General features: G+C 30.8%; 23 protein-coding genes and 2 tRNA genes. 15 read left to right on the plus strand and 10 right to left on the minus strand.

The genetic code is table 11. The features are described 5' to 3' along the window. The first annotated feature begins 166 nt into the window (after positions 1-166). On the plus strand, positions 167-1,444 hold the full coding sequence (gene fahA, locus ACXIHB_RS02615; protein ID WP_047788804.1) for a fumarylacetoacetase: 1,278 nt from the start codon (positions 167-169) through the stop codon (positions 1,442-1,444). A gap of 66 nt (positions 1,445-1,510) precedes the next feature. Here fahA and ACXIHB_RS02620 read toward each other — a convergent pair whose 3' ends face one another. Both ACXIHB_RS02620 and ytxJ read right to left on the minus strand, forming a co-directional pair. After that, complete coding sequence (locus ACXIHB_RS02620) at positions 1,511-3,067, minus strand: DEAD/DEAH box helicase (RefSeq protein ID WP_047788805.1); 1,557 nt, start codon at positions 3,065-3,067, stop codon at positions 1,511-1,513. Between the two features lie 71 nt (positions 3,068-3,138). Beyond that, the gene (ytxJ, locus tag ACXIHB_RS02625) at positions 3,139-3,531 is read right to left on the minus strand and encodes a bacillithiol system redox-active protein YtxJ (RefSeq protein ID WP_047788806.1); all 393 of its coding nucleotides are present in this window, start codon (positions 3,529-3,531) and stop codon (positions 3,139-3,141) included. A 154-nt stretch (positions 3,532-3,685) separates the two neighbouring features. Between ytxJ and clpB the strand changes: the two genes are divergently transcribed. After that, complete coding sequence (gene clpB, locus ACXIHB_RS02630; protein ID WP_462098828.1) at positions 3,686-6,289, plus strand: ATP-dependent chaperone ClpB; 2,604 nt, start codon at positions 3,686-3,688, stop codon at positions 6,287-6,289. A 36-nt stretch (positions 6,290-6,325) separates the two neighbouring features. Here clpB and ACXIHB_RS02635 read toward each other — a convergent pair whose 3' ends face one another. Together ACXIHB_RS02635 and ACXIHB_RS02640 are read right to left on the minus strand one after the other, a co-directional pair. Next, a complete protein-coding gene (locus ACXIHB_RS02635) occupies positions 6,326-7,048 on the minus strand; it encodes a DUF6503 family protein (protein WP_462098829.1) in 723 nt (240 codons plus the stop codon). A gap of 132 nt (positions 7,049-7,180) precedes the next feature. Then, positions 7,181-7,816 (minus strand): OmpW/AlkL family protein, encoded by a 636-nt coding sequence (locus tag ACXIHB_RS02640; protein WP_073184027.1) that lies wholly within the window; start codon positions 7,814-7,816, stop codon positions 7,181-7,183. A gap of 122 nt (positions 7,817-7,938) precedes the next feature. On the opposite strand from ACXIHB_RS02640, the gene smpB reads away from it, so the two are divergent. The 5 genes from smpB (at position 7,939) to ACXIHB_RS02665 (ending at position 11,609) form a co-directional block, all read left to right on the plus strand. Further along, positions 7,939-8,397: an SsrA-binding protein SmpB gene (gene smpB, locus ACXIHB_RS02645; RefSeq protein WP_047788809.1), complete on the plus strand. Its 459-nt coding sequence runs from the start codon at positions 7,939-7,941 to the stop codon at positions 8,395-8,397. Further along, entirely contained in the window at positions 8,398-9,294 is an 897-nt protein-coding gene (locus ACXIHB_RS02650) for a UbiA prenyltransferase family protein (RefSeq protein ID WP_394421082.1), read from the plus strand. Further along, a complete protein-coding gene (locus tag ACXIHB_RS02655) occupies positions 9,281-9,862 on the plus strand; it encodes a Maf-like protein (protein ID WP_159614969.1) in 582 nt (193 codons plus the stop codon). Before ACXIHB_RS02650 ends, ACXIHB_RS02655 begins: the two co-directional genes overlap by 14 nt. Before the next feature lie 54 nt (positions 9,863-9,916). Beyond that, complete coding sequence (locus ACXIHB_RS02660; RefSeq protein ID WP_462098830.1) at positions 9,917-10,867, plus strand: transketolase family protein; 951 nt, start codon at positions 9,917-9,919, stop codon at positions 10,865-10,867. Between the two features lie 112 nt (positions 10,868-10,979). Then, a complete protein-coding gene (locus ACXIHB_RS02665) occupies positions 10,980-11,609 on the plus strand; it encodes a porin family protein (RefSeq protein WP_159614970.1) in 630 nt (209 codons plus the stop codon). A 69-nt stretch (positions 11,610-11,678) separates the two neighbouring features. Here the strand turns inward: ACXIHB_RS02665 and ACXIHB_RS02670 are convergent, their stop codons facing one another. After that, positions 11,679-12,575, minus strand: coding sequence for an FKBP-type peptidyl-prolyl cis-trans isomerase (locus tag ACXIHB_RS02670; RefSeq protein ID WP_047788814.1), 897 nt, complete (start codon positions 12,573-12,575; stop codon positions 11,679-11,681). A gap of 79 nt (positions 12,576-12,654) precedes the next feature. Between ACXIHB_RS02670 and ACXIHB_RS02675 the strand changes: the two genes are divergently transcribed. Both ACXIHB_RS02675 and ACXIHB_RS02680 read left to right on the plus strand, forming a co-directional pair. Continuing rightward, positions 12,655-13,044 (plus strand): RNA-binding S4 domain-containing protein, encoded by a 390-nt coding sequence (locus ACXIHB_RS02675; protein WP_047788815.1) that lies wholly within the window; start codon positions 12,655-12,657, stop codon positions 13,042-13,044. Positions 13,045-13,072: 28 nt separating this feature from the next. Further along, complete coding sequence (locus ACXIHB_RS02680; RefSeq protein ID WP_462098831.1) at positions 13,073-13,576, plus strand: phosphoribosyltransferase family protein; 504 nt, start codon at positions 13,073-13,075, stop codon at positions 13,574-13,576. Here ACXIHB_RS02680 and ACXIHB_RS02685 read toward each other — a convergent pair. Further along, positions 13,568-14,086, minus strand: coding sequence for a shikimate kinase (locus ACXIHB_RS02685; protein WP_047788817.1), 519 nt, complete (start codon positions 14,084-14,086; stop codon positions 13,568-13,570). The genes ACXIHB_RS02680 and ACXIHB_RS02685 overlap by 9 nt on opposite strands. Before the next feature lie 107 nt (positions 14,087-14,193). On the opposite strand from ACXIHB_RS02685, the gene ACXIHB_RS02690 reads away from it, so the two are divergent. After that, positions 14,194-14,266 (plus strand) — tRNA-Lys (locus ACXIHB_RS02690). 37 nt (positions 14,267-14,303) lie between these two features. Further along, a tRNA-Leu gene (locus ACXIHB_RS02695) sits at positions 14,304-14,386 on the plus strand. Positions 14,387-14,524: 138 nt separating this feature from the next. Here the strand turns inward: ACXIHB_RS02695 and ACXIHB_RS02700 are convergent. Beyond that, a complete protein-coding gene (locus ACXIHB_RS02700; protein WP_462098832.1) occupies positions 14,525-16,243 on the minus strand; it encodes a thiol-activated cytolysin family protein in 1,719 nt (572 codons plus the stop codon). 223 nt (positions 16,244-16,466) lie between these two features. Between ACXIHB_RS02700 and ACXIHB_RS02705 the strand changes: the two genes are divergently transcribed. The 4 genes from ACXIHB_RS02705 (at position 16,467) to ACXIHB_RS02720 (ending at position 23,655) form a co-directional block, all read left to right on the plus strand. Next, complete coding sequence (locus ACXIHB_RS02705) at positions 16,467-17,252, plus strand: carboxypeptidase-like regulatory domain-containing protein (protein ID WP_462098833.1); 786 nt, start codon at positions 16,467-16,469, stop codon at positions 17,250-17,252. A 79-nt stretch (positions 17,253-17,331) separates the two neighbouring features. Beyond that, positions 17,332-18,813, plus strand: a complete 1,482-nt coding sequence (locus ACXIHB_RS02710; protein WP_462098834.1) for a S41 family peptidase — start codon at positions 17,332-17,334, stop codon at positions 18,811-18,813. A 101-nt stretch (positions 18,814-18,914) separates the two neighbouring features. Beyond that, positions 18,915-22,583 (plus strand): phosphoribosylformylglycinamidine synthase, encoded by a 3,669-nt coding sequence (gene purL, locus ACXIHB_RS02715; protein WP_462098835.1) that lies wholly within the window; start codon positions 18,915-18,917, stop codon positions 22,581-22,583. A gap of 646 nt (positions 22,584-23,229) precedes the next feature. Then, on the plus strand, positions 23,230-23,655 hold the full coding sequence (locus ACXIHB_RS02720) for a helix-turn-helix domain-containing protein (protein ID WP_159614977.1): 426 nt from the start codon (positions 23,230-23,232) through the stop codon (positions 23,653-23,655). 250 nt (positions 23,656-23,905) lie between these two features. Here ACXIHB_RS02720 and fabG read toward each other — a convergent pair whose 3' ends face one another. The 3 genes from fabG to ACXIHB_RS02735 form a co-directional block, all read right to left on the minus strand. Then, on the minus strand, positions 23,906-24,652 hold the full coding sequence (gene fabG / locus ACXIHB_RS02725; protein ID WP_073183981.1) for a 3-oxoacyl-[acyl-carrier-protein] reductase: 747 nt from the start codon (positions 24,650-24,652) through the stop codon (positions 23,906-23,908). 81 nt (positions 24,653-24,733) lie between these two features. Next, positions 24,734-25,606: a succinate--CoA ligase subunit alpha gene (sucD, locus tag ACXIHB_RS02730; protein ID WP_099214339.1), complete on the minus strand. Its 873-nt coding sequence runs from the start codon at positions 25,604-25,606 to the stop codon at positions 24,734-24,736. Positions 25,607-25,680: 74 nt separating this feature from the next. After that, entirely contained in the window at positions 25,681-26,601 is a 921-nt protein-coding gene (locus tag ACXIHB_RS02735) for a UDP-3-O-(3-hydroxymyristoyl)glucosamine N-acyltransferase (protein ID WP_462098836.1), read from the minus strand. Positions 26,602-26,628 lie beyond the last annotated feature (27 nt).

The raw sequence follows: 26,628 nt of genomic DNA on the forward strand, positions 1-26,628 counted from the left end.
TTGTTTTGTTGCGTAAAGTAGCCAAATGTACTAAAATTTATGTATCCTTTTTTAAGGATTTTTAAAGAAGTTTACGCTAAAATACTTTCACATTTTTTTTACTCATCTTTTTGGGGTAAATTGAAAAAAATATGTAGGTTTGATGAAAATATAACAAAAACGATAAATGGAAATAACTGCTAATAACCCGAATAGAAAATCTTGGTTAACTGTAGCTGAAAACTCAGATTTTCCTATTCAAAATATACCTTTTGGGGTTTTTTTAACTAAAGATGATATCATAACAATTGGTACAAGAATTGGTGATTATGCGATTGATTTAGGTGCTTTACATCAATTAGGATATTTTGATGGAATTCCTTTAACAGATGATATCTTCTTACAAGACACCTTAAATGATTTTATTGCAGACGGACGTAAAACATGGCGTTTAGTTCGTAATAGGATTGCTGATATTTTTGATGTAAAAAACAGTAAGCTAAGAGATAATGCTGAGCACAAAGACAAAATAATCTTTAGAATGGATGAAGTAGAAATGCAACTTCCTGTCGCTGTAGGAGATTATACCGATTTTTATGCTAGTAAAGAACATGCAACGAATGTAGGGAGCTTATTTAGAGATCCTGAAAATGCCTTACTTCCAAACTGGTTACAAATTCCTATTGGCTATCACGGAAGAAGTTCTTCTATCGTGCCATCTGGTACTCCAATTCGTCGTCCTATAGGGCAACAGCGTCCTAATGAAGGAGAAACTACACCTAATTTTGGACCTTCGAAATTATTAGATTTTGAATTAGAAATGGCTTTTATTACTACAGTTGCTAACGACTTAGGAGATAGAATACCTATTGAAGAAGCAGAAGATTATATCTTCGGACTGGTATTGTTTAACGACTGGTCTGCTCGTGACATTCAAGCTTGGGAATATGTTCCATTAGGACCTTTCTTAGGAAAGAATTTTGCTTCAACAATTTCTCCTTGGATTGTAACCTTAGATGCACTAGAGCCTTTTAGAGTAGATAATCCTAAACAAGTATATGAACCTTTACCTTATTTAAAGAAAGAAGGAAAAGATAGTTACGATATTAATTTACAAATGGCTATTCAACCAGAAGGTAAAGAAGAAACTGTAGTGTGTAATTCTAACTTTAAATACATGTATTGGACTATGGTACAACAATTAACACATCATACAGTAAATGGGTGTCCTGTAAATGCAGGTGATATGATGGGTAGTGGTACTATTTCTGGTCCTACTCAAGATAGCTTTGGTTCAATGTTAGAATTAACTTGGAGAGGTAAGAACCCTGTTAAATTAAACGACGGTAGCGAACGTAAATTTATAAATGATAACGATACTGTTATTATGCGTGGTTATTGTAAAAATGAAAAAATTCGCATTGGTTTTGGTGAATGCTCAGGTAAAATTTTACCAGCTAAGTAAATACTTATCATTACTGATAATATAAGCATAAAAAAATCCAGTTCAAAAGAACTGGATTTTTTATTTTTATTCATCTTCAGGTGGTGGATGTCCATGAATTTGCTCATATACTTCATCAAAATTATTTCGTAAATAACTATTTAATTTTTTACGATAGTCATCTTGTAACCAATCAATGAAATTATGAGTACTCTTTGAGATACATTTTGAGTATCTAAAAATTCTATCATCAATATCTCCTCCCAACATTTTTGCTAATATCAATGCATCAAAAACATCTTCACTATTTTCAACACACATTTTTGCATGATGTTCTATTGATTTTTCCAGTACTCTTTTTGAAGACTCTCCTCCTTGAATAGTGTCTCTGTATACTTTTTTAACATCAAAATAAAGGTCTTCAGAATTAGCAAACTCTGCTTTAACATCTGCTGGTAACTCATATTTAAAGTCACTTTCTATTTCTTCATCAGATAATAAATTGTCTAGATAGAAATTAGGTGCCCTAAACATTTTTTGCCAATCTAAATCGGCACCCCAAGGTCCAAAACGATGGAAGTTGTTTCCTAAATCAATTACATTAAATTCTGATTTTCCAGGTAAAATACGAGAACCACGACCAATCATTTGGTAATATAATGTTAACGATTTCGTTGCTCTATTAAGAATAATTGATTGTACAGAAGGTTCATCAAACCCTGTTGTTAAGATACTTACCGAAGTAATTATAGCATTAGGTGTTTTATGAAACCATTTTAAGATAAAATCACGTTCCTTCTTAGTGTTAGTGTTGTCTAAATGTGCAATTGGGTACCCAGCTCTTTTAAACGTATCATATACATGCAACGATGTATTAATACCATTGTTAAAAATTAAGGTTTTTGTTCCTTTAGCCCGTTCTTCATAAGCTTGTAAAAGCTTTGAAAGCATATCTGTATTTGTATATAAATCTTCAGATGATTTTACAGTATAATCACCATTAGCCCCTACTTCTAACGAAGTTAAACCTACATTATAAGAATAAATATTGGCTTTTGCCAAATATTCATTTTGAATTAAAGCCCCAATACTCTCCCCATCAATAAGCTCATCATAATTATCCTTCATAGGAAGCTTAATATTTGAACTTAAAGGAGTTGCAGTTACACCCAGTATAAAAGACTTATCAAAGAACTTAAATAGTTTAGTAAAAGAATTGTAATGTGCCTCATCAATAATTACTAAACCTACATCTGAAATATCTAACATATCGTCATTCAAACGATTGTTTAACGTTTCAACCATAGCTACAAAGCAATCAAACTCATTTTGATCGTCTAAACTTGCTTTACTATCTATAATTTTATTTACAACACCAAACTCTTTAAGCATTTTTGCTGTCTGTTTACACAGCTCTATTCGGTGTGTCATAATCAATACTTTCTTTTGATAATGTTTTAAGTATTGACGTGTAATTTCAGAGAAAATAACGGTCTTTCCTCCTCCTGTAGGTAGTTGATAAAGTAAATGGTAATTTTCGGGGGCATTCTCAAAACTTTTGAAAATTTTGTGCAATGCTTCTTTTTGATAATCGTATAGATTTTTTCCTTTCTTTGGTTGTGAAGTTGCTGTTTCGTTACTCAAATCTCTATTAATTTTGAAATACGCAAAAATACGAGGTATTTAAGGAAATCCCATTAAAAATGGCATCTTTTTTAGATTTTTTTCAAATCAATACGAGCAATATCGTAATGAGAAGCATGCGAAATTACTTCTCCATTTTTAACTACCAACAACTGAGGAGATTGATGTAAAACCTGAAATGTATACCCTATTTCATTAGAAACATCTCTATAACTGAGTAAGTCAAGATAATACACTTTAAAATCTTTTAATTCCTCATCAAAACTATTTACAAAACGTTTAATTACCATGCTACTAATTCCACACCTTGTTGAATGTTTAAAAATAGCAATTGGTTGTTTATTCGATAATTCTTTTATTTCCTTTATTTGCTCTACCGATGTTAATGGAGTCCAGTTTATAAATGACTCTTTTCCTTCTTCATTTTTGTCTTTTCTTCCAAAAATAGTGTTTAATACTCCCATTAAGTTCTTATTTTAATAACATTATTGTTCTTAATTATCATACTACCAGTCAAAAAGTCATAAAAAACTTATTTTTAAAGACAAAATGTCTCTTGTTTTTAAAAAAAATCAATTGGTATTGAATTTGACTTTTATAGAGAAAAATAAAAACGATATGAATTTTAACAATTATACAATAAAATCACAAGAAACCATACAACAAGCGCAACAATTAGCGCAAAGTTATGGTAACAACCTTATAGAAAATGAACACATCTTCAAAGCTTTATTTTTAGTCGACGAAAATGTACTTCCTTTCATTTTAAAGAAACTCAATATAAATGTAACTGTTATACAACAAATATTAGATAAGCAATTAGAAAGTTTTTCTAAAGTTACTGGTGCTGACTTAATGCTTTCTCGTGAAGCTAATAAAACATTAAATGAAGCATCTATTATTGCTAAGAAAATGAACGATGAATATGTTTCTATTGAGCATTTAATTTTAGCTATTTTTAAATCTAAAAGTCAAATAGCACAAGTTTTAAAAGATCAAGGTGTTTCAGAAAAAAGTTTAAAAGCAGCAATTGAAGAATTACGTAAAGGAAATCGTGTGACCTCACAAAGTGCCGAAGAAACTTATAATTCTTTGAATAAATATGCTAAAAACTTAAATCAGTTAGCACAAGACGGAAAATTAGATCCTGTAATTGGTCGTGATGAAGAAATTAGACGTTTATTACAAATTTTATCACGTAGAACTAAAAACAACCCGATTCTAGTTGGGGAGCCTGGTACAGGTAAAACTGCAATAGCTGAAGGTTTAGCACACAGAATCATTCGTGGTGACGTTCCTGAAAACCTTAAAGAAAAACAAATTTTTTCTTTAGACATGGGAGCACTAATTGCTGGAGCTAAATATAAAGGTGAATTTGAAGAACGTTTAAAATCTGTAGTAAAAGAAGTAACAAAGTCTGAAGGAGACATCGTATTATTTATTGATGAAATTCACACTTTAGTAGGTGCTGGTGGTGGTCAAGGTGCAATGGATGCTGCTAATATTTTAAAACCTGCTTTAGCACGTGGAGAATTAAGAGCTATTGGAGCTACTACTCTAGATGAATATCAAAAATACTTTGAAAAAGACAAAGCTTTAGAACGTCGTTTTCAAAAAGTGATGGTAGATGAACCAGATACAGAAAGTGCTATTTCTATTTTACGTGGTATTAAAGATAAATATGAAACACACCATAAGGTTCGAATAAAAGACGAAGCCATTATTGGAGCCGTAGAATTATCCCAACGTTATATTACCAATCGTTTTTTACCAGATAAAGCGATTGACTTAATGGATGAAGCTGCTTCTAAATTACGTATGGAAATCAATTCTAAACCAGAAGAATTAGATGTACTAGATCGTAAAATAATGCAGTTAGAAATTGAAATTGAAGCCATTAAACGTGAAAACGATGAAACTAAGTTAAAATCTTTAAATGCCGATTTAGCTAATTTAAAGGAAGAGCGTAATGAAATCAATGCCAAGTGGCAATCTGAAAAAAGTGTTGTAGATACTATTCAGAACTTAAAAACTGATATAGAAAACTATAAACACGAAGCTGAAAAAGCTGAGCGCAATGGTGATTATGGTAAAGTAGCTGAATTACGTTATGGTAAAATTAAAGAAGCACAAGAAGAGCTAGATAAACAACAAGATATTTTAGCAAATCAACAAGGAAACTCTTTAATTAAAGAAGAAGTAACCTATGATGATATTGCTGAAGTTGTAGCTAAATGGACCGGAGTTCCTGTTACTAAAATGTTACAATCTGAGCGTGAGAAGTTGTTAAAACTAGAAGATGAACTACATAAACGTGTTGTTGGTCAAGAAGAAGCTATTGAAGCAGTTTCTGATGCTGTACGCCGTTCTAGGTCAGGATTACAGAACCCTGACAAACCTATTGGTTCTTTCTTGTTCCTGGGAACAACTGGAGTCGGTAAAACTGAGTTAGCCAAAGCTCTTGCTGAATATTTATTTGATGATGAAAATGCCATGACACGTATTGATATGAGTGAATATCAAGAACGACATTCAGTAAGCAGATTGGTTGGTGCACCTCCTGGGTATGTTGGATATGATGAAGGCGGACAACTAACTGAAGCTGTTAGAAGAAAACCGTATTCAGTTGTATTATTAGATGAGATTGAAAAAGCACATCCTGATACTTTTAATATTTTATTACAAGTACTAGATGAAGGTAGGTTAACGGATAATAAAGGACGTATTGCTGATTTTAAAAATACCATAATTATTATGACCTCCAATATGGGCAGCCACATTATTCAAGAGAAATTTGATAATATGAAGGGAGACATTGATACTACTATAGATTTAGCTAAAACAGAAGTTTTAGGTTTATTAAAACAATCTGTAAGACCTGAATTTTTGAATAGAATTGACGATATTATCATGTTCACTCCATTATCAGAGAATAATATTAAAGAAATTGTAAAACTACAATTGAATAATGTTAAAAAGATGATTGCGCAACAAAACATTATTTTTGACGCTACAGATGAGGCTATCAATTACTTAGCTATAAAGGGATACCAACCAGAGTTTGGCGCGCGTCCTGTAAAACGTGTTATTCAAAAAGAAGTTTTAAATAAGTTATCTAAAGAAATTTTATCTGGACAAGTAACTACTGATAGTATTATTTTACTAGATGCTTTTGATGATGAGCTGGTATTTAGAAATCAATCGGATTTAGTTAATAACTAATTTTGAATAAAAAAGGGAGTTAAAAACTCCCTTTTTTTAATTTACTACAATATTATTTAGTACGATTTCAGAAACTTTTTTTAGTTTACCTTCTTCATAAAGTTTATCAATGATATAAAAGTCAATACCATCTTTTAAAGGTTTATAGTTATTATAATCAACAAAACGAATTCCGTTTATTATTTTTTCCTCTTTTATATCTCTAAAACGTACTCCTCCTCCATTTGTATGATATTTATACGCTAAATAATCTAGTTGAAAGTTATCTTTAGCAAACCAATATATAAATACATCATCAAAATCATCTCCTCCACCTTCTTCTAAAAATGTTATTCTAATTTTATAATACTCTTTTCCTTTAACTTTAACTGATTCTAATAGCTTTTTTTGAACAGCTTTATCATTCAATCCAAAAGGTAAAACTGAAAAATAGTGAACTGAGTTTACAGAGTTTCTATAACGATTTTCATCTTTTTCCGTTAGCTCAACTAAGCTATCATTTACAAAACGCTCAAAATTGTCATTTGACAACACATCTTTTATTCTTACCGAGTCATTTTTTATAGTTCTAACTAATTTAAAAGCACCGTTGTTTCTGACTGCTTTATAATTATTTTTTCTGAAATCAAAGGAAATTGTAGCATCTCCAATTTCGTTCAACCTAGAGTATGCTATTGACTTATCAATTATTTCTTGGGCAGTAAATTTTGGTTTACAAGAAACTATTGATAAAAATAATAAAATGTATAAATATCTCATAAAATGTTGTTTATTTTAGTCATTATAATCATAAACAAATTTACAAGTATTCATTAATTTTACTTGTTAAGTTTAACATAAAAAAAGAGCTACAATTAAGTAGCTCTATAAAAGGAATTAAAATTTATTGGTTTAAAACCTCATACCTACTCCAAAACCAATAAGTAACGGGTTTATGTCTACTTCTGCTGGTACTGTCGCTACACCTGCATTTACAGAAACATCTGTACTTAGTCCTATATATTTTGCATCTACGTTTAAAAACCAAGTATCGTCTAAATCGTAATCAAAACCTAACTGAAGTGCATACCCAAAACTATTTTCATAATCTACATCAACCACAGCTCCTGGATTAGCGTCGTAAAAAATAGTATAGTTAACACCTGCCCCAACATAAGGTTTAAAATCACTTATATTAAAATGGTATTGTAGCGTTAATGTTGGAGGTAATAACCAAACATCACCTAAATTAACATTTCCCAAGGCTGTGTTTACTGCTTTTACATCGTGATTAGTTGTTCCTAAAATTAATTCAGCTGCTATATTTTGAGTAAAATAGTAAGTAAAGTCTAATTCTGGAATAAAATTTTTACCTATTTCAACATCTCCTCCAATAGTACCAATTGTTGCAGATTCATTTGGTAAAACACTTACCCATCTAAAACGAGCTTGCCATTTTTTAAAATCATTTGTCTTAGCATTTTCTTGAGCATTTACATTACTAAAAAACAATGTTCCTAATACAATACTTAATATAATTTTTTTCATGATTATAAGTTTTAATTTTGAGCAAAATTACACTCCACACTTCCCTAAAAACATGACTTAAATCATAGCTTAATAATTTTATTTAACAACTTAAAATTATAGTTATATTTGTGTTTTATTTTATGCAAAAAAAAATTAACATACAGAATAAAAAGGCTCGTTTTGAATACGAGATACTTGATAAATACACAGCAGGAATTCAGCTCACAGGTACTGAAATAAAATCAATACGACAAAGCAAAGCTCGAATTACTGAGAGCTTTTGCGAGTTTAACGATAAAGGAGAGCTTTTTGTTGTAAATATGTACATCGAAGAGTATGCCTTTGGGCATCATTACAACCATAATCCCAAAAGTGAGCGCCGTTTACTACTTAATAAACGTGAATTAAAAAAACTTGAAAAGGAAGTTGAAGCTAAAGGTAATACAATTGTTCCTTTGCGTTTATTCATTAACGAAAGTGGTTGGGCTAAATTAGATATTGCTCTAGCTAAAGGAAAGAAAACCCATGATAAAAGACAAAATATTAAAGATCGTGATAATAAACGTGATTTAGCCAGAATAAAAAAGGCTTTTAACTAAATGAATGATACTTTCTTAAATATCATACAATGGAAAAAAATTATATATTTTATTTTTATTTTATTTCTATTTAAGTATTCTTTTTTATATGGTTATGGTTTTGAAACAACTCTCTCTTTTTTTGATCTTGGTTTACTATCTATTTCAAGTGCTTTCTTATTAGCTTCTGGTTACTTAACTAGCTTTTTTTTTAGAAACAAACAAAAAAAAACCAGACTCCCTTTAAATAAGATAAAAAAAGTATCTATTTTATTAATGATATTTGGAATTTTAGTAGGCTTAATTGTATCACTAAAGGTAAATAAAATATGGTATGGTCTTATTTTTATAATTTGTCCAATAGTTGTACACCTATATTCAAAAAACAATATCCAGAAAACCTTTTTTAGTAACATTGTTACTTCTTTTTTAAAACCTTTTGCCTTACTTATGCTTTGGTGGTTTGATTTCCCATTAAACTTATCTATAGAACAATGGGAATTATTTTATAACCTTCAGTTGATAACCATAGGTTACGTAATTATTTCTTTTCTTAGCAATATGGTCATAGAAATAATTATTGATATTATTAACGTAAACCATGACAATATAAATAAACAAAATACCCTACCTGTTTTACTTGGTAGAAAAAGGGCTAAAGATATTGCCTTGATGCTTTCGTTTATAGCTTGTTTATTTGTGTTTTCTGTTGCTGTTGCCTTTTTAAAAAATAAATTTATTTTTTCAACTATTATACTGCTAGGAATACTCCCTGAACTATATTTTATATATAAACTAATGTTAGCTTCAGAAAGCAAAGACTATAATAATTTATTAAAAATAAGCTATATAAGTTTTTTTCTTGCTCTTTTAAGTGTTCCTACTATATCTTATTATATTAAATATGTTATCAACTAAATTATCACAGTATTCTATTATTCTTGCCTCAAGCTCTCCGAGAAGACAAGAACTTATTAAAAGCTTAAATATTCCTTTTACTGTTAAAATCAAAGATATAGAAGAAATTTATCCTGAGGAATTGCAGCAAACAGAAATAACTGACTTTTTGGCTGATTTAAAAGCTATTCCTTTTAAAAAAGATTTAAAAGAAAATGAGTTATTAATAACATCAGACACCATTGTATGGATAAATAATGAAGCCTTAGGAAAACCTAAAAATTACAATGAGGCGTTCCAAATGCTTAAAAAACTATCTAACACTACACATAAAGTTATTACCTCTATATGTATTACTAACAAATCATTTCAAAAAACTGTGAATGACACCACTATAGTCAGTTTTAAAGAACTTTTAGACGATGAAATTGATTACTATATAAAAACGTACCAACCGTTTGATAAAGCGGGAGCCTATGGTATTCAAGAATGGATTGGTAAAATAGGAATAACAAAAATTGAAGGAAGCTATTTTAATGTTATGGGGTTTCCTGTTCATAAACTTTACAAAGAATTATCAAAATTGTAGCTTTACATCTATATAAAAGATTATTTTTGATGCGTATTTACACAACACAAACTGATGAAAAAATATACTTATACTGAAAAAAAAGATACCCGTTCTGGGTTTGGTGATGGTTTAACAGAATTAGGACAGAAAAACCCTAATGTTGTAGCTTTATGTGCTGATTTAACAGGTTCATTAAAAATGAATGAGTTTGCTAAAAATCACCCTGAGCGTTTTTATCAAGTAGGAATTGCCGAGGCTAATATGATTGGAATTGCTGCTGGATTAACTATTGGAGGAAAAATTCCTTTTACAGGTACATTCGCAAACTTTTCAACTGGTAGAGTTTATGATCAAATTCGTCAATCAGTTGCTTATTCTGATAAAAATGTAAAAATTTGTGCTTCTCACGCTGGGTTAACTTTAGGTGAAGACGGAGCGACACACCAAATTTTAGAAGACATTGGATTAATGAAAATGTTACCAGGTATGACTGTTATAAATACTTGTGATTACAGCCAAACTAAAGCTGCGACTTTAGCTATTGCAGAACATGAGGGACCTGTGTATTTACGTTTTGGGCGTCCAAAAGTACCAGTATTTATGACCGATCAACCTTTTGAAATAGGAAAAGCAATTCAACTTACTGAAGGTAATGATGTTACTATTGTTGCTACAGGTCACTTAGTATGGGAAGCTTTACAAGCTGCTGAACAATTAGAAGTTAAAGGTATTTCTGCTGAAGTAATAAACATTCATACTATTAAGCCATTAGATGAAGAAGCTATCTTAAAATCTGTTGCTAAAACAGGCTGTATAGTTACTGCTGAAGAGCATAACAAATATGGAGGCTTAGGAGAAAGTGTAGCACGTTGTTTAGCTACCAACGCCCCTACTCCACAAGTGTTTGTTGCTGTAAACGATAGTTTTGGTGAATCTGCTACTCCAGATCAGTTAATGAAAAAATATGGTTTAAATGACGAAGCTATAGTAAAAGCAGTTGAAAAAGTTATTTCTAGAAAATAAAAAACATAAACAACTAAACAATAAATACATCACTTTTAAGGTTTAAAGTGATGTATTTTTTTATATAAAAGTAAATATTTAACTCAATTATAATAGTGTAAATTAAAAACAAATGAAAAAAGCAATTTTTATCTTATGTCTTCTAATTGGAGGCTCACAGTTAGCACAAAGCCAAATACAAGGAGGTATTAAAGGAGGTATTAACTACAATTCTGACTCTTTTTCTGATGTAAAAAATGATGTCTTTGATGGGGCCAAAAGTAAAACAGGTTTTCATGCTGGTGCTTGGTTACGTATAAAATTACCAGCTACTGGTTTATATATTAGACCTGAATTGGTATATACACAATTGAATAATAATGTTGTTTATTATCCAGAAGGAAAATCAAACAACTCAACAAATAACCAGAATGTCTCTTATGAAATTCAAAAAATAGATATTCCTGTTTTATTAGGTTTAAACTTTTTAAAAGTAGGACATGTTTTTGCTGGACCATCTTTTCAATATATTTTAGACTCTGATTTTAACTTTAAAGATCTTAAACAAGTAAATTCTGACGGTTTTTCAGTTGGTTTACAGTTAGGAGCTGGTGTTGAACTTGGTAAGTTGGGATTAGATGTACGTTGGGAAAGAGCTTTGTCTGATACTGAGTCTAAATTTGTAGATAATAATATTAGTGAAAATGTAAATTTTGATACTCGTATAAACCAAATTATTATAGGTTTATCATATAGGTTCTAACTTTTAAATTTTAAACATAAAAAAAACCGAAGTCTTAGACTTCGGTTTTTTTTATTTTACTTTTTTACCTTAAAAAATATCCCTGTTTAGATAATCTGGTATCGTAGGCTTATTTGGATCACTAAAATCGTTAGCTGGGTTTCCATCTCCATTTTTATCCTCGTCTTTTGATAAAACTCCATCTCCATCATCATCTGTATCTAAGTAATTAGGAATATTATCTCCATCAGTATCATCATTTCTAGGGTTTCCATCTCCATCTAAATCTTCTAATATAGAAGGTACTCCATCTCTATCATGATCTGTATCTTCTACAAAGTCGAATAAATCAATATAAAAGATTAACTGAGAATTGGCAGGTATTCCTCCATTTACCGAATTTCTATAAGCTAAGCCTGAAGGAACAATCAAAATTCCTTTTCCAAATTTATCATAAGAAATAGGCTCTCCTTGGCTAGATGTATTAATACCTGCTTTAAAGTTTGGAATTCCTAAAGTCCACCCTCTAATAGGCGTAGGAGCATCGAACTGACTTCCTGATAATGTCAAATTCCACCAAATTGGAGTAGTTCCTGTTTGACTTAACTCTAGTTGATCTACTTTAGTTGTATACCATACTTGATAGTTAGTTAGAACAGAATCTAACTCTGTAGGGTTACCTTTCGGAGATTGTCCTTCTTCTATGACTAAATGATATAAATCATATTCAATATCGTTTTCTGTATGTGTCTTTTTTATTAACCTACTATCTTCTGACAATGGTGTTTTACCAGCAATTATAGGTTTTATAGAATCTATTGTATCATCAAAATAATAATTCTTTAAAAATTTTGCTATCGAATCTTTATCTTTCAAAGCTTGAGCTTCATGGTCAAAATTGTCAACTAAAGAGTTGCTATCACTTCCACAAGCATACAAAAGAGTACCTATAATGGCTGTATAAAATACATGTTTAAATTTTATCATTTAATTCTGAAATTTTAACGCGCAATTTACCATTTTTATACCTTTGTAAAAAATGAAACGATAAAAATTAACTTTTTATATGAGAATTGACAAATATTTGTGGTGTATTCGCTTGTTTAAAACCCGTAGTATTGCCACAGATGCTTGTAAAAAAGGGCATGTTAAAATAGAAGGCACTAACCTAAAGCCATCAAAAGAAATATTTGGTAACGAAGAAATAACTATTCGAAAAAATCAAATTAATTACAAAATAAAGGTGTTAGATATTCCACCCAATCGAGTTGGAGCTAAATTGGTTGATTTATATAGAAAAGACATAACCCCTAAAGAAGAGTTTGAAAAAACTGAGTTATTAAAATACGCTAAAGATTATTATCGTAAAAAAGGAACAGGGCGCCCTACCAAAAAAGATCGTCGTGATATTGATGATTATTATGAAGATTCTAATAAAAATGATGTTAATTTGTAAACCAAAACTAAGTTAAAGTTAACTAACTATGACAGCCGTAAATAATATCATTTTAAATAATACTCAAGTTGAACAAAAAATTCGTCGAATTGCTTTTCAAATTTACGAAAGCAATAGCGACGAAAAAGAAATTATTATAGCTGGTATTGCTGATAATGGATATTTTTTAGCAGAAAAAATTTCGACTATTTTAAGTGACATCTCTCCTTTATCAATAACTTTATGCAAAGTTTCTATCGATAAAAAAAATCCTATCAGTCCAATTACTACTTCTATTAAGAGTGAAAAATATCAAAATAAAGCATTAGTTTTAGTAGATGATGTTTTAAATTCAGGAACAACTTTAATATATGGTGTAAAGCATTTTTTAGAAGTTCCTTTAAAAAGATTTAAAACAGCTGTATTAGTTAATAGAAATCATAAAAAGTATCCTGTAAAAGCTGATTTTAAAGGAATTTCTTTATCAACTTCTATTAAAGAACATGTAGTTGTAGAGTTTAAGGTTAATGAAACAATTGCTTACTTAACTTAGTAATTTTTCTAACTCCTCTACTGTTTCATGTATGCTTTTATTATCAACTATTAATTTATATGTTGCTTTATTATAAAAGTAGCTTCTTTCAAACAAGTGCTTAGCAACAAACTCTGACAACTCGTCTTTGTTTAGGCGAGCTACCAGTGGGCGTTTACTTTTTTCGTTCGTTAGCCTATCTACAATGGTAGTGATATTTGTTTTTAAATATACAGATTTCACATCATTAACACTTAATAATACATCCATATTCCCTGCATAACAAGGAGTACCGCCTCCTAAAGACAAAATAAATTTGTTTTGTTTCTCTAAAAGTTCTTTTAGGTATACGTGTTCTTGTTTCCTAAAATAGATTTCTCCATTATTTTCAAAAATCTCAGAAACTGTTTTACCTTCCTTTTCCTCTATATATTCATCTAAATCTATAAACGGAATTTGCATTTTTTCGGCTAAAACTCGTCCAACAGTCGATTTTCCGCTCGCCATATACCCTAATAATACAATTTTCATAATCTAGTAATTAAGCAGTTACAAATATGAGTAAAAAATATTACAAAAAAGCTTTTTTGATTCAAAGAACAGTTGTATATTTGCAACCGCTTTCACAAAGAAGCAATGACCGGGTAGCTCAGTTGGTAGAGCATCTCCCTTTTAAGGAGAGGGTCCTGGGTTCGAGCCCCAGCCCGGTCACAAAAAGTTAAGCACATGCTTAACTTTTTTAGTTTATGCACGTATGGCGGAATTGGTAGACGCGCAGGCTTGAGGGGCTTGTTTCCAACGGAAGTGCAGGTTCGACTCCTGTTACGTGCACAATAAAAAAAGCACTATACATTTTGTATAGTGCTTTTTTTATTTTTTCTGTAGAATTTAAAACATCATAAAAACCGAATACAAATTAAAACAAGGAGACTAATCAGCCTCCTTGCACTTAAATCATAGATAAATTATTTAATTTAATATATATGTGTTATAGTCTAAATAACAAGTATCATCTTGAACTATGGTTCTTACACCGTTCCATGTTTGATTATGAAAACCATCTCCTACTGTATAATTATCTACATACGGATTGTATCTTGTATAATCCTCCCATTTCTTTGAACTAAGATTATATTCATACTCATTATAAGCCTTTACTCCATCTCTATAAACATAACATCCAGAGTCACATTCACCTACTACAGAAACTATTCTAAAGCGCTCACCTGCTTTAGCTTTTACCATAAAGTCAATTACTTTTCCATCGGCTACACTTCTTTTTTGTCCAAATTTATAATAGTCTAAACCTACATGTTCTTCAATTCCGTATCCCCAGTAAATTTTCTTTCCTGCTAAATACCAAGATCCTAATTCTTGATCATATTTTTCTACATAAAACCTACCAAAAAGCTCAGCTCCACTAGTTCCATGATCACTTCCATATAATGCTACATTAGTTGGATCTACTCTTATTTTATCATAATACACTAAATCACATTCTTTGATAGTATACTCTAAATTTGAACTTACTTTGAAAGGTCTATTATCATATGTATAATTCACTTTATATGAGATAGGATATCCTGGATTATCAACTGACACCTCTGCTCCTTCTTTTAGAAAATCAACAACTCTATCTAAATTATTAGCCATAGCAGCTAAAGATGATGCTATTCCTGAAGTTGCATTTCCTCCTAACTGCTTTACTTTAACAGTCGATTCACTGAAAATAGATTTATATCTTGCTTCTATTTCTGCATTCACTTTTGTTCCTACTGCTTTATATGCAAAGTTCAATGCTGCTTCTACTTCCTTAGCACTACTACTAGATTCATAAATTAACGTATATAGTTTACCATAAGTTACTGACTCTATATACGAAGACGGATTTTGTTGATCTTCACTTACCTCTAAATAATCAGTAACATAAGGTTTTAACCTATCTGGAGAAACATTACTGTTAAACCAACCATTCTTTCCAATAATTCCTTCTTTAGGAGACACTGAAGCCGTAAAAAAACGTTGCTTTAAAGTAACTGCATATCTTGTTTTTTGGCTAGAAAAGTCAAGCCCAAAACTACCAGATACTTTTACGCTTGGTCCAGAGTACCCTGCATTTAAAGAAAGTTGAAATTGTTTTTCATCATGAATTCTTTGAATACTAATATCAAAGCTAGCAGGAAAATTAGCTTCACTTTTATAGTATGCATTTAAAATAGAATTCAAATTGTCTTGTACTTTTCCTGGTGTTGGCGCTTCAATTATTCTTGAAGTAGAAGCAGATGTTCCCGATAACACGTTAACTCTTACCTCTACTGGATTCCTGTCTTCTCCTGAAATAGGTATAGATACTGGAGCTCCTTCTTGTATAGATCTTGCTGCTACTAAATTACCTGGCCATAATAAAGAACTATTAGCATCTAAAATAAAGAAGTCTGAATCTGTTTGAGTAAACGATATTTCTTTATCAACACAGTTTTCTTCCATAGCCACTCTTTCGGCTTTGGATGACTTATTATCATGTAGTTCTTTAATATTTAAATTATGAATACCATCAGGAATATCTGACGTTATAAATTGAGCTATTTGCTCTGTGCTAGAGTTTATTTCTGAGTTATGTAATAAATCTTCTTTTTGACATGAAATAATTGAAAAAAGGGTTAATCCAAGTATTTTTAGATTTTTCATTTATTTATTTTTTAAATTTAACATTGTACTAATTAAGACCTCGAGGAGTTATTAAACATCTTTAAATATGTTTTCCCTACTTTTTTATCTATTTTTTTTAGTTTTAACTACCAAACAACATCATATACTTATATATTTAACAAACAAACCCCCTGTATTTAAGTAATAATTAATTTCACATATTATTAACGAGTGTAAAGCCTATTATTCTTATTTTCGCCTTATGCAAAAACAATTATTCTTCCTAATAGCAATAGTATTTAGTATATCATCTATTCAGGCACAAGACAAATTAAAAGGGCAAATAATAGATTCAGAATCTAAAAAACCTTTAAGTGCAGCTCATATTTTAAACCTTAATAGCGTAGTAGGTACCATTACTAATGAAAATGGACTCTTTGATCTTGTTGCTCAAGCAAATGATACTGTGTTGGTTTCTTATTTAGGCTATGCTTCTATTAAGCTAAAAGTTACTAATGATCTTTTAAAAGGAAATGAAGTTGTTATATCTTTAGAGGAAAAGCCTGAAGAGGTAAAAGAAGTTGTAATTAAGTCAACTGAACTAATTGGTGTTTTAGAGGTAGATATAAAACAAGTTCCAAAAGATCGTTTTACTAGAATACATATCAATGGATTGCCACAAACGTATGAAGTTGGAAGGCCTCAAAAAATTTCCTCTCCTATTGCTAAACTCTTAAATCCGGTTGATTTGGTATATAACCTATTCGGAAGCAAACCTAAACAGCTTAAAAAATTAAAGAAGCTTAAAAAAGAAGACGATTTGCGTAAAATGTTAGCTGGTAAATTTGATCGTGAAGTTATGATGGAGTATCTTGAAATGGATAGGACTGAGTTAAATAAGCTATTATCTGACTGTAACTATTCTGAATACTTTATAAAAAAAGCCAGTGACCTACAATTAATTGAAGCTGTTTTAAATTGTTACGAAAACTATAAAACAGTAAAAAAAGGTAAAATAGAAAGAAACAGAATACCTGATAAAAATTAATTTTTTTGTAAAAAAAATAGGGTAAGTGATATTTTATATGTTATATTGTTTATAAATTAATATATAATTACTTTAAATAATGAAAAAAATCATATTACTATCCTTTATGTTTACAATTCTTTTAAGTTGTAGTAAAGATGATAAACTAGCTGAACCAGTAGATGAAGTTAAACTAAACAATAAAGTAAATAATTTTGTATGGAAAGCCATGAACTCATGGTACAATTGGCAAGAAGATATTTCTAATTTAGCAGATAGTAAAGATGATAATATAAATGAGTATTATACTTACTTAAACTCATACGGTACTCCAAACGATTTATTTAAAAGCTTACTGTATAAATATCAAAAAGTAGATAAGTTTTCTTGGTTTATTGAAGACTATATTGAACAAGAAAAGGCTTTTCAAGGTACCAGTACTAGTTTTGGCTTTAGACCTACGTCCATAAAAATTAATGATACCAATATTATCTTATTAGTAACTAAAGTATCTGATAATTCACCAGCTTCAGAAAAAGGATTAAAAAGAGGTGATATTATAATTGGTATAGATGGTCAAAAATTTACTACAACCAACTTCGAGGCACTTATAAAAAATTACTATAATGAAACTGCCGAATTTATTTTAGGTGAAAATGATGGAGTTACTGAAAAATCAAAAATAACTTTAACTAAAAGAGAAGTTAATGATAATGCTATACAGCTAGCTAAAGTTTTTAATAATATAAATGGTAAAAAAGTAGGTTACTTAGTTTACAATGGGTTTAGGTCTTCTTACGATAAAGAACTTAATAATGCTTTTGCTAATTTTAAAGCAGAAGGAATACAAGAATTAATATTAGATTTTAGATACAATGGAGGTGGCTCTGTATTAACTTGTGGATACTTAGCCAGTATGATTTACGGTGAAGGAGCTGCTGAGCAAGATGTTTTTGCTAAAACTATTTATAACAAAAAACATACTGACAGAAGCTTTATATTACCTTTTTTAAATGGTATTTTTCAGTATGACTCTGATGGAAGTTATTTAGAAGGTCAAGATATTCCTTTAAATAGACTCACAGGGCTTTCTAAAATTTATGTTATAACTTCAAGTAATACAGCTTCTGCTAGTGAAATGATAATAAATGGCTTAAGACCTTATATTGATGTGGTTACTGTTGGTAAAACTACCTATGGTAAAAATGTTGGATCTATTACGTTATACGATTCTCCAACTACAGATTACACCGATAAAAGCAAAGCTAATACTACTCACAAAATGGCTATGCAGCCTATTACTTTCCAAATATTTAACAAGTTAAATCAAAGTGATTATGTTAACGGTTTTGCTGCAGATATAGATATTAATGAATTTGCCAGTTGGGATAATTTTTTACCATTTGGAAATGAAAACGAAATTTTATTAAAAACTGTTTTAGATAACATAAAAGGTATAGCTTCAAAAGCTCAAAAACCTTCCAATATACAGGTGATAGATAATTTACAAAAAAATCGTTTTGAACAAGAAATGTATTATGAAAGTGATTTTTTAAAAAATATTAATCATCTTAATCTTTAAACGAAAAAAGCAGCAAAATTTTGCTGCTTTTTTTATGCTTTTATTTCATCCAAAAGAATTAAATTTACGCCTTTCAAAAACACACACAAACACAACTAACAATGATTCATTTCTTTGGAAACGTAAACAGCAAGGTTTTTGCTGTTCAAACAACAGAAGAATTAACATCTGAAACAATTTCGAAGTTAACTTGGTTATTTGGCAACCAACCGAAAATAAACGCGGCGTCTCTTGACGCCTTTTTTGTTGGCCCTAGAGCAGCTATGATTACTCCTTGGAGTACCAACGCTGTTGAAATTACTCAAAATATGGGAATTTCTGGAATTATCAGAATTGAAGAATTTGATGCAGTAGCTAATGATTTTTCTGACTTCGACCCAATGATTTCTCAAAAGTTTAACAGCTTAAACCAAGAAACTTTTACCATCAATATTCAACCTGAACCAATTTTAGAAATTGATGATATTGCTACTTATAACGAGCAAGAAGGATTGGCGTTAAGCGATGAAGAAATTGGGTATTTAGAAGAAGTAGCAACTAAAATTGGAAGAAAGTTAACAGATTCTGAAGTATTTGGATTCTCTCAAGTAAACTCAGAGCACTGTCGCCATAAAATTTTCAACGGTACTTTTGTTATTGATGGTGAAGAAATGCCTACTTCCTTATTCAAGTTAATTAAAGAAACGTCTAAACAAAATCCTAACGATATTGTATCTGCTTATAAAGACAATGTTGCTTTTGTTAAAGGTCCAAAAGTAGAGCAATTTGCTCCTAAAAGCGCAGATAAACCAGATTTTTACGAAACAAAAGAATTTGAATCTGTTATTTCATTAAAAGCTGAAACACACAACTTCCCTACTACTGTTGAGCCTTTCAATGGTGCTGCAACAGGTTCAGGAGGTGAAATTCGTGATAGATTAGCTGGAGGAAAAGGATCGTTGCCATTAGCAGGAACAGCTGTTTATATGACTTCTTACTCTCGTTTAGAAGAAAATCGTCCTTGGGAAAAAGGAATGGACGAACGTAAGTGGTTATACCAAACTCCTATGGATATTTTAATCAAAGCTTCTAACGGAGCTTCTGATTTCGGTAATAAATTTGGTCAGCCATTAATCTGTGGTTCTGTTCTTACTTTTGAACATGAAGAAGATGCTCGCAAACTTGGTTTCGATAAAGTAATTATGCAAGCAGGTGGTATCGGATATGGTAAAAAAGAACAAGCATTAAAAGATACGCCACAAGAAGGAGATAAAATAGTAATTTTAGGTGGTGAAAATTACCGTATCGGTATGGGAGGAGCTGCAGTTTCTTCTGCTGATACTGGAGAGTTTTCAACAGGAATTGAGTTAAACGCAATTCAGCGTTCAAATCCTGAAATGCAAAAACGTGCTGCCAATGCGGTTCGTGGTATGGTAGAAAGTGATGAAAATTTTATCGTTTCTATTCACGATCACGGAGCTGGTGGACACTTAAACTGTTTATCAGAATTAGTAGAAGATACTGGAGGAAAAATCGACTTAGATAAACTACCTGTTGGAGACCCTACCCTATCTGATAAAGAGATTATCGGTAACGAATCTCAAGAACGTATGGGGTTAGTAATTGCTAAAAAGCATATCGACACCCTTAATAAGATAGCTGAACGTGAGCGTTCACCAATGTACACTGTTGGTGATGTTACTTGTGACCACCGTTTTACTTTTGAATCTAAAACCAATGGAAACAAACCAATGGATTTAGCTTTAGAAGATATGTTTGGTAGTTCTCCTAAAACGATTATGACTGATAATACAGTTGATCGTAATTATGCTGATGTTGACTATTCTAAAGAAAACTTCGCTAACTACTTAGAACAAGTTTTACAATTAGAAGCTGTTGCCTGTAAAGATTGGTTGACGAATAAGGTTGACCGTTGTGTTGGAGGAAAAGTAGCGAAGCAACAATGTGTTGGTTCTTTACAAATTCCATTGAACAATGTCGGTGTAATGGCGCTAGATTATAAAGGTAAAGAAGGTATTGCTACTACGATTGGGCACTCTCCTATTTCTGGATTGATTGATCCTGTAGCTGGAAGTAAAAACTCAATTGCTGAAGCATTAACGAATATTGTTTGGGCACCTTTAAAAGATGGTTTACAATCGGTTTCATTATCAGCAAACTGGATGTGGCCTTGTAAAAATGAAGGTGAAGATGCTCGCTTATACAAAGCTGTGAAGGCTATTTCGGATTTTTCAATCGATTTAGGAATCAATGTTCCAACAGGAAAAGATTCTTTATCAATGAAACAAAAATATCCTAATGAAGAAGTAATTTCTCCAGGAACTGTTGTTATTTCAGCTGCGGCTAACTGTAATGATATTACTAAAGTAGTAGAACCTGTTTTACAACCAAACAAAGGAGATATCTATTACATCAATTTATCGCAAGATGATTTTAAATTAGGAGGAAGTTCATTTGCACAGATAGTAAATAAGTTAGGAAACTCTGCTCCTACAATTACTAATAATGAGTTCTTTAAATCAGCATTTAATGTTTTACAGAATTTAATTAAAGAAGGAAAAATCGTTGCTGGTCACGATGTTGCATCTGGAGGATTGATTACTACCTTATTAGAATTGTGTTTTGCAGATGTAAATGTAGGTGCAAACTTAGATTTATCTACTTTAAAAGAAGCTGATAGTATCAAGTTGTTATTTGCCGAAAACTCAGGAATTGTTTTGCAAGCAACCGACGCTTCTATAGAACAAACTTTAGCTGATAATAACATTGAATTTTTTAAAATTGGTTCGGTAACTGAGTCTGATCGTTTAAATATTAAGAATGGTTCTGATATTTTTGCTTTATCAATTGCTGAATTAAGAGATACTTGGTATAAGACTTCTTATTTATTAGATCAAAAACAAACAGCTAATGATTTAGCTAAAGATCGTTTTGATAATTATAAGAACCAACCATTAAAATATACATTCCCAACGCATTTTACTGGAAAACTTACTGATACTGTGGGTACTGTAACTAACAGACCTAAAGCTGCTATTATTCGTGAAAAGGGTTCAAACTCGGAACGTGAAATGGCAAATGCTATGTATTTAGCTGGTTTTGATGTGAAGGATGTTCACATGACTGATTTAATTTCTGGTCGTGAAACTTTAGAAGATATTCAATTTATTGGAGCTGTTGGAGGTTTTTCTAATTCAGATGTTTTGGGTTCTGCTAAAGGATGGGCTGGAGCATTTTTATATAATGAAAAAGCGAACACTGCTTTGAAAAACTTCTTTAACAGAGAAGATACACTTTCTGTTGGTATTTGTAACGGGTGTCAATTGTTTATGGAGTTAGAATTAATCAATCCAGAACATAACGAACACGGTAAGATGTTACACAACGATTCTAAAAAGCACGAAAGTTCATTTACATCTGTAAAAGTTCAGGAAAATAATTCAGTAATGTTATCTAGTTTGGCTGGAACAGAATTAGGAGTTTGGATTTCTCACGGAGAAGGAAAATTCAATTTACCTGAAACTGAAGATAATTATAATATTGTTGCTAAGTATGGATATGAAGGATATCCTAACAATCCAAACGGTTCAGATTATAACACAGCAATGCTATGTGATAAGACTGGTCGTCATTTAGTAACTATGCCACATATTGAACGTTCTACTTTCCAATGGAACTGGGCTAACTATCCACAAGACAGAAAAGATGAAGTTTCACCTTGGTTAGAAGCTTTTGTTAATGCAAGAAAATGGATAGAGAATAAAAAATAAGTAGAATACTACATTCTCAACTACAAAAAGCACTCTGTAAACAGGGTGCTTTCTTTTTTTTCACAAAAGTAAACATAAAAACATATGATTTACATTTGTTAATTATTGATTTATGGTAACATTTGTAATATTCTTCTTATTTAACTTCTATTCTAAGTACATAATAAATTTATATAAGCACTTTGAAAGGATATGATTAAACTCATAAGTAATTTAAAGTAATTATTGAAGTATTATAAAGGTTATAGCCTTATTTATATTTATTTAAACTATTACTTCTGAAGAGTCATTATTATTAACCTTAAAGTTGCTTATTTGATGTTTAAGTCAGTTAAATAAGGATAAATGTTTATTTAAGCACATTATATTTATTAAAAAAGAGAGGTTTTTACATTTATAAACTCAATAAAACAAACAATTAGCTTGATTACAAATGTAAATAAAGATATTTAGCAAAAGAATAAATTCTCTCTATACAAAAAACTTAAATACTTGTTTATTAGTGAATTATGTATTATCTATTAAAGTATTTAATCACATTGTTTTGAATTATTTCGAAGAAATTTTAAATTTTTATTGTTTACGGTTATGAAATATTATATATTTACAATCGTAAACAACTCCTAGTGTTTACATTAGTAAACAAATGATTGAAAGATTAAAACAGATATTAGACTATTACAATTTATCAGCGTCAAGCTTTGCTGATAAAATTGATGTTCCAAGATCTAGCATTTCTCACCTATTATCAGGAAGAAATAAACCGAGCTTAGATTTTATTATAAAAGTTGAAACGGCTTTTGATGAAGTTAACCTAAATTGGTTAGTATACGGTAAAGGTAGTTTTCCTCCAAATGTAAAAAATCAAGAGAAAGAGATAAATATAGAGAAAAATGAAGCTCCTTCTCTGTTTACTGAAAATATAGTATTTGACCAAGAATCCGAAAAAAAATCAAATACGCAATTCTCAGAGAGTACTATGAAACCAAAAGAATCAGCCGCTTTTAGAGAAATCAAAAATATTTTAGTTCTATACGATGATGGAACCTTTGAAGATTACAAAAAAAAATGATCGCATAAATGATTCCCTTATAATCCCAAAAGAATTTAATGAGTTGTAAAATTCAAACACTCTTAGTACTTGTTTTCGCTACATACTGTTTCAATTTTATAAATCATTAATAACTAAACTCTCTCTTAAAACTTATTTCTCCTTAAGTTGAGTTTGTTAATTTGTCCCCCAAATGCAATCCCTCTTAAATAAAAAAAGCCTGTATTATTTTTAATACAGGCTTTTTTGAATTTTATAAGTAAGTCAAATTTTATGTTAACATTCCTCCGTCAACTGATAATGTTTGACCAGTAATATATGAACTCATATCTGATGCTAAAAACACACAGGCATTTGCAATATCTTCTGGAGTTCCTCCTCTTTTTAAAGGAATTTCGTTTCTCCAACCTTCAACTACTTTTTCATCTAATTTTGCAGTCATTTCAGTTTCAATAAAACCTGGAGCAACAACATTACTACGAATATTACGAGAACCTAACTCTAAAGCTACTGATTTTGAAAATCCTAAAATTCCTGCTTTTGAAGCTGCATAATTTGCTTGACCTGCATTTCCTTTTAATCCAACTACAGAACTCATATTGATAATTGAGCCTGCACGTTGCTTCATCATCGGACGAATCACTGCTTTGGTTAAATTGAAAACTGATTTTAAATTTACTTCGATTACTTTATCAAAATCTTCTTCAGAAATACGCATTAATAAATTATCTTTTGTAATACCTGCGTTGTTTACTAATACATCAATAGTTCCGAATTCTGCTAAAACATTTTTTGCCAACTCTTGAGCTGCATCAAACTCTGCCGCATTAGATTGATATCCTTTAGCGTTTACCCCTAATTCTTTTAATTCATTTTCTAAAGCAGTTGCTGCTTCCACAGAAGAACTATAAGTAAATGCAACATTACACCCTTGGTTTGCAAACTCTAATGCAATTCCTCTACCAATTCCTCTAGTAGCTCCTGTAATAATTGCTGTTTTATTTTCTAAAAGTTTCATTTATTAGTTGTTTTAATAGGGTCAAATATAAAAATAAATTCCCGTTATAAACGGGAATCTATTCTAATATGTATATGTTTATTAAGCTAAAACCTTAGCTACCATTTCTCCAATTTTAGCAGGAGACTCTACAACGTGTACTCCATTTTCAGCTAAAATCTTCATTTTAGCTTGTGCTGTATCATCTGCACCACCAACAATAGCACCTGCATGTCCCATTGTTCTACCAGCTGGAGCAGTTTGACCTGCGATGAAACCAACAACTGGTTTACGATTTCCATCAGCCTTAATCCATCTAGCAGCTTCCGCTTCTAAATTACCTCCAATCTCACCAATCATTACGATTGCTTCAGTTTCATCATCATTCATTAATAACTCAACAGCTTCTTTAGTAGTAGTTCCAATAATTGGATCTCCACCAATACCAATAGCTGTAGTAATTCCGTAACCTTGTTTTACAACTTGATCAGCAGCTTCATACGTTAAAGTTCCTGATTTAGAAACAATACCTACTTTACCTTTTTTGAAGATAAATCCTGGCATAATTCCTACTTTAGCTTCTTCTGGAGTAATTACTCCTGGACAGTTAGGTCCTACTAAAGTACAATCTAATTGATCAATGTAAGCTTTTACTTTTACCATGTCTGCAGTAGGAATTCCTTCAGTAATACAAATAATTACTTTAATTCCTGCTTCAGCAGCTTCCATAATAGCATCAGCAGCAAATGCTGGTGGTACAAAAATAATAGAGGTATCAGCTCCTGCTTTTTGTACAGCCTCATCAACTGTATTAAAAACTGGCTTTCCTAAATGCTCTTGACCTCCTTTACCTGGTGTTACACCTCCAACTACGTTTGTTCCGTAATCGATCATTTGGCCAGCGTGGAAAGTTCCTTCGCTACCTGTAAAACCTTGAACTATAATTTTTGAATCTTTATTTACTAAAACACTCATTGGTTTGCTTTTTATTATTTTTTTAAGACAGACAAAAATAACTTTTTAATTGTGTTTTCACAATTAATTTTACGTTACTTTTTTTGTTTATTAGTTTCGTTTTTTAAATAAATTACTTCACGCATTTTTTGACGGTATTCTTTTTGAGGTGTACCAAAATAGACTCCCTTTTTTAAAGATTTCATCACACCTGTTTGTGCCATTAAAATGGTTCCTTTTTCTATAGTTAAGCCACTAACAATTCCTACTTGTCCCCAAATAGTTACTTCATCTTCAATAACAGTACATCCTGCAATACCTGTTTGAGCTGCTATTAAACACTTTTTACCTATTACTGTATCATGACCTATATGAACTTGATTATCTATTTTTGATCCAGCACCTATTAAAGTATCTCCGGTTACACCTCTATCAATTGTACAAGAAGCTCCTAAATCTACATTATCTTCAAGTACTACTCTACCTCCAGAAATTAGTTTATCAAAACCTTCTGGTCTGTTTTTATAATAGAATGCATCTGCTCCTAAAACTGTATTGGCATGGATTGTTACATTATCTCCTATTATACAGTTATTGTTAATTGACACATTTGCATGTATTAAACAATTTTTTCCAATTTTTACGTTTTCTCCTATGAAAACGTTTGGTTGTATAACAGTTTTTTCTCCTATAATAGCAGATTCAGCAATACTACTTTTTGAAGCTATAAAAGGGTTGAAATATTTTGTTATTTTATTAAAATCTCTAAAAGGATCTTCAGAGATTAATAATGATTTACCTTCAGGGCAATCTACTTTTTTATTTATTAGTATTGTTGTAGCAGCTGAATTTAATGCTTTATCGTAGTATTTTGGATGATCTACAAAGACTATATCTCCTTTTTCTACTACATGAATTTCATTAATTCCTGTTATAGGAAAACTATTTTTTCCTACAAACTTTACATTTAGTAAAGTAGCAATCTGCTCTAAGGTTTGAGGCTGTTTAAATTTCATCTTTAAAAAGAAATTCCCGCCAAAGCG

Source organism: Tenacibaculum sp. IMCC1 (assembly GCF_054906355.1).